The sequence below is a fragment of the Serratia sp. NCCP-200 genome, from assembly GCF_059697885.1.
Genome location: NZ_BAAKUJ010000001.1, coordinates 239,675 through 250,454, shown reverse-complemented (window position 1 = coordinate 250,454; position 10,780 = coordinate 239,675). Strand labels below are relative to the sequence as shown.

Genomic DNA, 10,780 nt, shown 5'->3' with positions numbered 1-10,780 from the left:
ATTTTTCGCCAGTTAGCCGCCCACTCGTTGCTCGGCAGACCAGTCTCGGGTAAAGTCGCCCCCCTTCATCGGCATGGGGAACGAAAAATGTTTATTGGCTTCGATTATGGCACTGCCAACTGTTCTGTCGCCGTTATGCGCGACCAGGGTCCTGAATTACTGACGTTGGAAAACAACGAGCCGTATCTCCCTTCGATGCTGTGTGCACCGACGCGCGAGGCGGTGAGTGAGTGCTTGCATCGCCACTGGCAGGTGCCAACCGGCAGCGAGGAAAACCAGCAACTGCTGCGCCGCGCCATCACCTTCAACCGCGAAGAAGATATTCCGGTCAATGGCGACAGCGTGCTGTTCGGCCTGCAGGCGCTGGCTCACTACATCGAAGATCCGGAAGAAGTGTATTTTGTCCGCTCGCCGAAATCCTTCCTCGGGGCTAACGGCCTTAAGCCACAACAGATTGCGCTATTTGAAGATCTGGTGTGCGCCATGATGTTCCACATCAAGCGCCAGGCGGAAGGCGTGTTACAAACCAGCATCGATCAGGCCGTTATTGGCCGCCCGATCAACTTCCAGGGCACCGGCGGTGAAGAGGCTAACCAGCAGGCGCAGGGGATTTTGCACCGCGCCGCACAACGGGCCGGCTTCAAAGAGATCGAGTTCCAGTTCGAACCGGTTGCCGCCGGGCTGGACTTTGAAGCGACGCTAAGCGAAGAGAAAACCGTGCTGGTAGTCGATATCGGCGGCGGCACCACCGACTGCTCGGTGCTGCTGATGGGGCCACAATGGCGCGATCGTGCCGATCGCCAACAGAGCCTGTTGGGGCACAGCGGTTGCCGCGTAGGCGGTAACGATCTGGATATCATGCTGGCGTTCAAACAGCTGATGCCGCTGTTCGGTATGGGCGGTGAAACCGAGAAAGGGATCGCCATGCCTGCGTTGCCTTACTGGAACGCGGTAGCGACCAACGATGTCCCGGCCCAAATCGATTTCTACAGCACAGCCAATGGCCGTATGCTGCGCGATCTGCTCCGCGACGCTGCCGAACCCGAGAAGGTGAAACGGCTGTTGAAAGTCCATCAGCAGCGCCTGAGCTATCGGCTGGTACGTGCGGCGGAAGAGAGTAAAATCGCGCTATCGGGTCAGGCAAGCATCAGCGCTCAACTGGATTTTGTGCAGCCGGAGCTGGCAGAAACGATCAGCCAAGAGCAGTTGGCCGATGCCATTGCCCAACCTCTGCTACGTATCCAGGAACAGGTTAGCGCCGCTCTGGCTACCAGCCAAAGTAAGCCGCAGGTCATTTACCTGACCGGTGGTAGCGCGCGCTCACCACTGCTGAGAACTGCACTGCAACAGCAGTTGCCGGGGATCCCGATCGTCGGTGGCAACGATTTTGGCTCGGTCACCGCCGGGTTGGCACGCTGGGCGCAGACGCTGTTTCGTTGATTAACGCAGGGGCGGCTAACGCCCCTGACAATGGAGCATTATGGCTATCATCACTGGTGAAACACCTAGATTGCTGCTGCGCGGTTGGCAAGATAGCGATCTGCCCGCCTTTGCCGCGCTCAATAGCGCTCCTGAGGTGATGAAATACTTCCCGGCAACGCTAAGCAGAGCTGAAAGCGACACCCAGGCCAATCGTATCCGCCAATTTATGCAACAACACGGCTGGGGGCTATGGGCCGTCGAGGTGAAGCATCAGGCTGCCTTTATCGGCTTTGTCGGGCTAGCCATTCCTGGCGACGATCTGCCCTGCTCGCCCTGCGTGGAAATTGGCTGGCGGTTGGCGAAGGAGCATTGGGGCCAAGGCTATGCCAGCGAAGCGGCACGTTGCGCGCTGGATATCGCTTTCAATAGGCTGCAACTGCCAGAGGTGGTGTCCTTTACCGCTGAAATTAATCTCCCTTCCCGCCGGGTGATGGAGCGTATCGGGATGACCTTCAGCGGTGAAACCTTCGAGCATCCCCGTTTACCGCTGGGCCATCCACTACGCAAGCATGTGTTGTATCGTAAGCTGTCACCAAATAAGTGATATTGGATGATAACTCATTGAATAATAATTGATGTTATGGGCCTTACCAGGCACTTGCCTCATCCAGCGCCTTGATATCCTCGGCGGCCAATTGGAGCCGAGTGGCACTCACCAACTCATCCAACTGGGTTAACGAGGTGGCGCTGACGATGGGCGCGGTGATGCTTGGGCGAGCAATCAGCCAGGCCAACGAGATCTGTGCGGGTGTAGTCTGGTGCTTTTCTGCCAGCAGATCGAGGGCTGCCAGAATGCGGAAACCGCGTGGGTTAAGATAACGCGACACAATGGTATCCCCACGCTGGCTCTTACCCACGTCCTGTGCGCTACGATATTTACCGGTGAGGAAACCACTGGCCAGTGAGAAGAAGTTGATCACCCCCAGCCCCTGTTGCTGCGCCACCGCTTCCAGCGCCTGCTCATAACCTTCACGGGCATACAGATTGTATTCCGGCTGCAGGGTTTCATAGCGCGCCAGTCCGTTTTGCTCGCTGACTTTCAGTGCTTCCACCAGCCGGTCTGCCTGATAGTTGGAAGCGCCAATGGCACGCACTTTCCCGGCTTTGATCAGTTCATCAAACGCAGACAGAGTTTCTGCCAGCGGAGTGTCCTGGTCATCATCATGGGACTGATAAAGATCGATATAATCGGTTTGCAGGCGGCGCAACGAAGCCTCTACGGCCTGACGAATATAGCGTGGCGACAAGCCTTGTTTGCCCTCGCCCATCGGTTTTCCCACCTTGGTAGCGATGATCACCTGGTCGCGCTTGCCGCTTTTCTTCAGCCAGTTACCAATCACCGTTTCTGACTCGCCACCTTGGTTGCCCGGCGCCCAGCTCGAATAAACGTCCGCGGTATCAATAAAATTCAGCTGATTGGCTACCAGCGCATCCAACAGGCTGAAAGACGTGGCCTCGTCTGCAGTCCAACCAAACACGTTGCCGCCAAAGGTCAGTTGCGGGACCTGAATGCCGGAACGGCCCAACGGTTTCTTGCTCATGATGTGGCTCCTGAGGGAAAAGGAAAAATTCGCCCTAAATTATTAGCGCGAAAACGGCTGGAACGCTAAAACGAATCGGTTATATGTCAGAAAATGTCTAGCTAAGCGTGGTTTGGGTAAAATAGACATTCTCCGCCGACAAACCTGACGCTTCCTCCATATTTCCTTCATTTTTACACCGTGACGGCTCGCTAAACTAGTATCCTGTAAGGAGTATCACTTTTGGCAACTGATTGCCCGCACGACTGTCTCTGGAGAGAATGCCCAACGCCATGAATACAAAACCCAAACGCCGCTCACTGCTCTTGCGCCTGCTAGCCATAGTTATCGTAGTGCTTGCCGCCATTCTGATCTGGCGTCACTTTAGCGCGCCACAGGCTACCGATGCAGCGCCGGGTGCGCAGCAGGCAGGTTCAGGCCCAGCAGGAGCCGCAGGCAGAGCCGGTGGTAGACGAGGGGCTCCCATGTCCCCAGTGCAGGCCGCCACCGCCACAGTGCAGAGTGTGCCGCGTTTCCTCTCAGGATTGGGCACCGCCACCGCGGCCAACACCGTGACCGTCACCAGCCGCGTCGATGGTCAATTGATGGCGATACACTTTACCGAAGGCCAACAAGTCAAGGCGGGAGACCTGCTGGTTGAGATCGACCCGCGCCCTTACGAAGTACAATTAACTCAGGCTCTGGGGCAGTTAGCCAAAGATCAGGCGACGCTGGCCAATGCCAAACGCGACCTCGCCCGTTACCAACAGTTGGCAAAAACCAATCTGGTATCGCGCCAGGAACTGGATACCCAGGAGTCATTGGTTCGCCAGACCGAAGGGGCTATCAAGGCCGATCAAGGGGCGGTGGACAGCGCCAAACTGCAAATAACCTACAGTAAGATCACCGCACCGATTGATGGCCGCGTGGGCCTTAAACTGGTTGACGTGGGCAATTACATCGCCAGCGGCAGCACTACCGGCATCGTGGTGATCACCCAAACGTATCCGATCGATGTGGTCTTCACCCTGCCGGAGAGCAATATCGCCGATCTGGTCAAAGCGCAAAAAGCTGGCCCCGTGAGCGTCGAGGCTTGGGACCGTACCAACCAGCAGTTGTTAACCACCGGTGAGTTATTGAGCCTGGATAACCAGATCGATACCGCAACGGGCACCATCAAGCTGAAGGCTCGCTTCGACAATCAGGACGATGCGCTGTTTCCGAATCAGTTCGTTAACGCCCGGCTGAAGGTTGCCACCCTGCAAAATGCGGTGGTGATCCCTACCGCCGCGCTGCAAATGGGCAACGAAGGCAACTTCGTCTGGCTGCTGAGCGCAGACAATAAGGTCAGCAAACATCGGGTTACCGCCGGTATTCAGGATAGCCAGCAGGTAGTCATTAACGCCGGTGTCAATGCGGGCGACCGCGTCGTCACCGACGGGATCGACCGTCTGACCGAAGGCATGCAGGTTGAAGTGGTGGCCCCTCATACAACGACGGCCACCCCGACTGCAGAACAACCGAAGCACCGCGCTAAACCTCAGGGGAACTCCTGATGCAGTCGATGTCCCCCCATAGCGGCGGTGGGCCTTCCCGCCTGTTTATTCTTCGCCCGGTAGCCACCACGCTGTTTATGCTGGCTATCATGCTGGCCGGGATCATTGGCTATCGCTCACTGCCCGTTTCTGCCCTGCCGGAAGTGGATTACCCAACCATCCAGATCGTCACACTTTACCCTGGCGCCAGCCCGGATGTGGTCACCTCGGCGATCACTGCGCCGCTGGAGCGCCAGTTCGGTCAGATGTCCGGCCTTAAGCAGATGGCCTCGCAGAGCTCCGGTGGCGCCTCGGTGATCACCCTGCAATTCCAGCTTGAACTGCCGCTGGACGTTGCCGAGCAGGAAGTACAGGCGGCCATCAATGCCGCCACTAACCTGCTGCCCAGCGATCTGCCCTACCCGCCGATTTACAGCAAGGTTAACCCTGCCGATCCACCGATCCTGACGCTGGCCGTCACCTCGACCGCCATGCCGATGACCCAGGTAGAAGACATGGTGGAAACCCGGGTGGCGCAAAAGATTTCGCAGGTTACCGGGGTCGGTCTGGTCACCATCTCCGGCGGCCAGCGCCCGGCCGTACGGGTGAAACTCAATGCTACGGCGGTCGCCGCCTATGGGCTGGATAGCGAAACCATCCGCACCGCCATCAGTAACGCCAACGTCAACTCGGCCAAAGGTAGCCTGGACGGCCCGACGCGTTCGGTCACGCTCTCTGCCAACGATCAGATGAAAACCGCTGAGGATTACCGTCAGTTGATTATCGCCTATCAGAACGGCGCGGCCATCCGTCTGCAAGATATCGCCACCATTGAGCAAGGCGCGGAGAACAACCGCCTGGCGGCATGGGCCAATAAAGAGCAGGCCATTGTGCTGAATATTCAGCGCCAGCCGGGTGCCAACGTCATCACCACCGCCGACAGTATTCGCGAGATGCTGCCAGAGCTGATCAAAAGCCTGCCAAAATCGGTAGATGTGAAGGTGCTGACCGACCGCACCACCACCATCCGGGCCTCGGTCAGCGACGTACAGTTTGAGCTGCTGCTGGCGATCGCCCTGGTCATCATGGTGATCTACGTTTTCCTGCGTAACGTTCCCGCCACCATTATCCCGAGCGTGGCGGTGCCGCTTTCCCTGGTGGGCACCTTTGCCGTCATGTATTTCCTCGACTTCTCCATCAACAACCTGACGCTGATGGCGCTGACCATCGCTACCGGCTTTGTGGTGGATGACGCCATCGTGGTGATCGAGAATATCTCGCGCTATATCGAAAAAGGTGAAAAACCGCTCGACGCGGCGCTGAAAGGGGCCGGAGAGATCGGCTTTACCATTATCTCGCTGACCTTCTCGCTGGTAGCGGTGCTGATCCCACTGCTGTTTATGGGCGATATCGTTGGCCGCCTGTTCCGTGAGTTTGCTGTGACGCTAGCAGTGGCGATCCTGATTTCCGCACTGGTGTCGCTGACGCTGACGCCGATGATGTGCGCCCGGATGCTTAGCCACGAATCGCTGCGTAAGCAAAACCGTTTCTCTCGCGCTTGCGAGCGTTTCTTTGACCGGGTGATCGCCCAATACGGCGTGTGGCTGAAAGTGGTATTGAACCATCAGTGGCTGACGTTAGGCGTCGTCTTCGGCACCATGGCGCTGACCGTGTTGCTGTATCTGCTGATGCCGAAAGGCTTCTTCCCGGTGCAGGATAACGGCATCATTCAGGGCACGCTGGAAGCGCCACAGAGCGTTTCATTCAGTAACATGGCCGAGCGCCAGCAGCAGGTTGCTGCCGAAATCCTCAAGGATCCGGCGGTAGAAAGCCTGACGTCCTTTGTCGGCGTGGACGGCAGCAACGCTACGCTCAACAGTGGCCGTTTGCAGATCAACCTTAAACCACTGAGCGAACGGAGCGATCGCATCCCGGCGATCATTACCCGCCTGCAGCAACAGACGGCGCAGTTCCCCGGCTTGAAGCTGTATCTGCAACCGGTGCAGGATCTGACCATCGACACCCAGGTGAGCCGCACGCAGTACCAGTTTACCCTTCAGGCGATGTCATTGGATGAACTCAGCCTGTGGGTGCCGAAGTTGATGGCCGAATTGCAGCAGGCCCCGCAACTGGCCGAAGTGACCAGCAACTGGCAGGATCAGGGGCTGGTGGCCTATGTGAATGTCGACCGAGACTCGGCCTCGCGCCTTGGCATCACCATGAGCGATGTCGACAACGCGCTGTATAACGCCTTCGGCCAGCGCCTGATCTCAACCATTTACACCCAGGCAAACCAATATCGGGTGGTCCTGGAGCATGATGTCTCCAGCACACCAGGGCTTTCCGCGTTAAACGATATCCGCCTGACCAGCAGCAACGGCACCATAGTGCCATTGAGCACCATCGCCAAAATAGAAGAGCGCTTTGGCCCGCTGTCGATCAACCATCTCGATCAGTTCCCGTCGGCCACCGTGTCGTTTAACGTGGCCGGTAATTACTCGCTCGGGGAAGCAGTAGAGGCGATCACTCAGGCTGAGAAAGACCTCAACATGCCCAAAGACATCACCACCCAGTTCCAGGGGGCCACGCTGGCATTCCAGGCTGCCCTTGGCAGCACGCTGTGGCTGATCCTGGCGGCGGTGGTCGCGATGTATATCGTGCTGGGCGTGCTGTATGAGAGCTTTATCCACCCGGTGACCATTCTTTCGACCCTGCCCACCGCCGGTGTCGGGGCCCTGCTGGCGCTGATGCTTTCCGGGCATGAGCTGGATGTGATCGCCATTATCGGCATCATCTTGCTGATCGGCATCGTGAAAAAGAACGCCATCATGATGATCGACTTTGCATTGGCTGCCGAGCGTGAGCAAGGGATGACGCCGTACGACGCCATCTATCAGGCCTGCCTGCTGCGTTTTCGCCCGATCCTGATGACCACGCTGGCCGCGCTGCTGGGGGCATTGCCGCTGATGCTGAGTACCGGCGTCGGGGCCGAACTGCGCCGCCCGCTGGGCGTCTGTATGGTCGGTGGTCTGGTGATGAGCCAGATCCTGACGCTGTTCACCACGCCGGTGATTTACCTGCTGTTTGATAAATTGGCTCGCAATACCCACCGCCAGCCAGAACCGCAGGAGCTGCCGTGAAATTCTTTGCCCTGTTTATCTACCGGCCGGTTGCCACAACGCTGTTGACGCTGGCGATCACCATCGCCGGGGTGATTGGCTTTCGGCTGCTGCCGGTATCGCCGCTGCCGCAGGTAGATTTCCCCGTCATTCTGGTGAGCGCTTCGTTGCCTGGCGCCGATCCGGAAACCATGGCCTCCTCGGTAGCTACACCGCTGGAGCGGGCCCTGGGCCGGATCGCCGGGGTGAATGAAATGACCTCGACGAGTTCACTTGGCAGCACCAGGGTGATCCTGCAGTTCGATCTCGATCGCGATATCAACGGGGCAGCGCGTGACGTACAGGCCGCGATTAACGCCGCCCAAAGTCTGTTACCTACCGGGATGCCAAGCCGACCCACCTATCGCAAGATCAACCCGTCCGACGCGCCAATCATGATCCTGACGCTGACTTCGGATACCTACAACCAAGGGCAGCTGTATGACTTCGCGTCAACGCAACTGGCGCAAAAAATTGCCCAGACGGAAGGCGTAGGCGATGTCTCGGTCGGCGGCAGTTCCCTACCTGCGGTACGCGTGGAGCTTAATCCCGGTGCCTTATTCAACCAGGGGATTTCACTGGATGCGGTAAGGCAAACCATCGCCAACGCCAACGTACGCCGCCCGCAAGGCGCGGTGGATGACCCACAGCAGCGCTGGCAGATCCAGGCCAACGACGAATTGAAAACCGCGGCGGCCTACCAGCCGTTGGTGATTCACTATAACAACGGCGCGGCGGTACGGTTGAGCGACGTGGCCAACGTCATCGATTCGGTCCAGGACGTACGCAACGCCGGGATGACCAACGCCAAACCGGCCATCATTCTCACCATCAGCCGCGCTCCCGGTGCCAATATCATTCAAACCGTGGATCGTATCCGCGCCGAGTTGCCCGCATTGCGGGAGAACATCCCCGCCTCGATCGAACTGAATATTGCCCAGGATCGCTCACCGACGATCCGTGCCTCACTGGCCGAAGTAGAGCAATCACTGGTGATCGCCATCGGGCTGGTGATCCTGGTGGTCTTCATCTTCCTGCGCTCTGGCCGCGCAACGCTGATCCCGGCAGTGGCCGTACCGGTTTCCCTGATCGGTTCCTTCGCCGCCATGTACCTGTGCGGCTTCAGCCTGAATAACCTATCGCTGATGGCGCTCACCATCGCCACCGGTTTTGTGGTGGATGACGCCATCGTGGTGCTGGAAAACATTTCGCGCCACGTCGAGGCCGGGATGAAACCGATCAAAGCTGCCCTGCAAGGGGTACGTGAAGTCGGCTTCACCGTGCTTTCCATGAGCGTATCGCTGGTGGCGGTGTTTATTCCCTTGCTGTTTATGGCTGGTTTGCCAGGCAGGCTGTTCCGTGAATTTGCCGTGACGCTTTCGGTGTCGATCGGGCTTTCGTTACTGATTTCACTCACGCTGACGCCGATGATGTGCGCCTATCTGCTGCGTTACCAGCCACCGCGCGAACAGCGGCGTATTCGGGGTTTTGGCCGCATGTTGCTGGGTTTGCAGCAGGGCTATGGCCGCTCACTCAACTGGGTATTGGGCCATTCCCGCTGGGTAATGGCAGTGTTCCTGGCCACTATCGCCCTCAACGTCTGGCTGTACATCAGTATTCCAAAAACCTTCTTCCCCGAGCAGGATACCGGCCGCCTGATGGGCTTTATCCAGGCCGACCAGAGCATTTCGTTTCAGGCAATGCGCGGTAAGCTGCAAGAATTTATGAAGATCGTGCGGGAAGACAAGGACGTGGATAACGTCACCGGATTTACCGGCGGTTCGCGCACCAATAGCGGCTCGATGTTTATCTCCCTCAAACCGCTGTCGGAACGCACCGATGATGCTCAGAAGGTGATCGCCCGCCTGCGTGCCAAACTGGCGAAAGAGCCGGGGGCCAGCCTGTTCCTGATGGCGGTACAAGACATTCGCGTTGGTGGGCGGCAGGCCAACGCCAGCTATCAATACACGTTGTTGGCCGACGATCTTGGCGCACTGCGCGAATGGGAGCCGAAGATCCGTACCGCGCTGGCAGCGTTGCCGGAGCTGGCGGACGTCAACTCCGATCAGCAGGACAAAGGCTCGGAAATGGATCTGACCTACGATCGCGAAACCATGTCGCGGCTGGGCATTTCGGTCAACGACGCCAACAACCTGCTCAACAACGCTTTCGGGCAGCGCCAGATTTCCACCATCTATCAGCCGCTGAACCAATACAAAGTGGTGATGGAGGTGGCTCCGCCCTATACCCAGGACGTGAGCTCGCTGGACAAAATGTTTGTGATCAACAACAGCGGTCAGCCGATCCCGCTGTCTTACTTTGCCCAATGGCGGCCAGCCAACGCACCGCTGGCGGTGAACCATCAGGGGCTGTCGGCAGCCTCTACCATCTCGTTCAACCTGCCAGACGGTGGCAGCCTGTCCGAGGCGACGGCAGCCATCGAACGTACCATGACGCAGCTGGGAGTTCCCCCCACCGTGCGAGGCTCGTTTGCCGGTACCGCACAGGTGTTTCAGGAAACGCTGAAATCACAGCTGTTCCTGATCGCGGCGGCCATCGCCACGGTATATATCGTGCTAGGTATTTTGTATGAGAGCTATATCCATCCGCTGACCATACTGTCCACGCTACCTTCTGCCGGAGTCGGGGCATTGCTGGCACTGGAACTGTTTGACGCGCCGTTTAGCCTGATTGCGCTAATCGGGATTATGCTGTTGATTGGTATCGTTAAAAAGAATGCCATCATGATGGTCGACTTTGCCCTGGATGCGCAACGCAACGGCGGGATCAGCGCCCGTGAGGCCATCTTCCAGGCCTGCTTACTGCGTTTTCGCCCCATCATGATGACGACGTTGGCGGCCCTGTTTGGCGCCTTGCCGCTGGTTCTGACCAGCGGGGACGGGGCGGAGCTGAGGCAGCCGCTGGGGATCACCATCGCCGGGGGGCTGCTGATGAGCCAATTGTTGACGCTGTATACCACGCCGGTGATCTATCTGTACTTTGACCGCTTGCAGATGAAGTTCCGTCGCGGTAAAAAACTGACGCCGCTGCCTCACTGATCGGCAGCAACGCGGGAGATAAGGGC

The 10,780-nt window shown here is 58.1% G+C and carries 6 protein-coding genes; 5 read left to right on the top strand and 1 reads right to left on the bottom strand.

Annotation, left to right across the window (positions count from 1 at the left end):
- Window positions 1-87 precede the first annotated feature (87 nt).
- Together yegD and AC6HVW_RS01165 are read left to right on the top strand one after the other, a co-directional pair.
- Complete coding sequence (gene yegD / locus AC6HVW_RS01170) at window positions 88-1,440, top strand: molecular chaperone (protein WP_186486089.1); 1,353 nt, start codon at window positions 88-90, stop codon at window positions 1,438-1,440.
- Between the two features lie 40 nt (window positions 1,441-1,480).
- A complete protein-coding gene (locus tag AC6HVW_RS01165; protein ID WP_071683872.1) occupies window positions 1,481-2,026 on the top strand; it encodes a GNAT family N-acetyltransferase in 546 nt (181 codons plus the stop codon).
- A 43-nt stretch (window positions 2,027-2,069) separates the two neighbouring features.
- Here AC6HVW_RS01165 and AC6HVW_RS01160 read toward each other — a convergent pair whose 3' ends face one another.
- On the bottom strand, window positions 2,070-3,023 hold the full coding sequence (locus AC6HVW_RS01160) for an aldo/keto reductase (RefSeq protein ID WP_021807136.1): 954 nt from the start codon (window positions 3,021-3,023) through the stop codon (window positions 2,070-2,072).
- A 272-nt stretch (window positions 3,024-3,295) separates the two neighbouring features.
- Here AC6HVW_RS01160 and AC6HVW_RS01155 point away from each other — a divergent pair, with 272 nt between their 5' ends.
- From AC6HVW_RS01155 to mdtC, 3 genes are read left to right on the top strand one after another with little or no spacing between them, the layout of a single operon-like run.
- Entirely contained in the window at window positions 3,296-4,558 is a 1,263-nt protein-coding gene (locus AC6HVW_RS01155) for an MdtA/MuxA family multidrug efflux RND transporter periplasmic adaptor subunit (RefSeq protein WP_497569239.1), read from the top strand.
- Window positions 4,558-7,677 carry an MdtB/MuxB family multidrug efflux RND transporter permease subunit gene (locus AC6HVW_RS01150; RefSeq protein WP_071683873.1) on the top strand — a complete coding sequence of 1,040 codons (3,120 nt, stop codon included), beginning with the start codon at window positions 4,558-4,560 and terminating at the stop codon, window positions 7,675-7,677. Before AC6HVW_RS01155 ends, AC6HVW_RS01150 begins: the two co-directional genes overlap by 1 nt.
- Window positions 7,674-10,754, top strand: a complete 3,081-nt coding sequence (gene mdtC, locus AC6HVW_RS01145; RefSeq protein WP_071683874.1) for a multidrug efflux RND transporter permease subunit MdtC — start codon at window positions 7,674-7,676, stop codon at window positions 10,752-10,754. The genes AC6HVW_RS01150 and mdtC overlap by 4 nt, the downstream gene beginning before the upstream one ends.
- The last annotated feature ends 26 nt before the right edge of the window (window positions 10,755-10,780 follow it).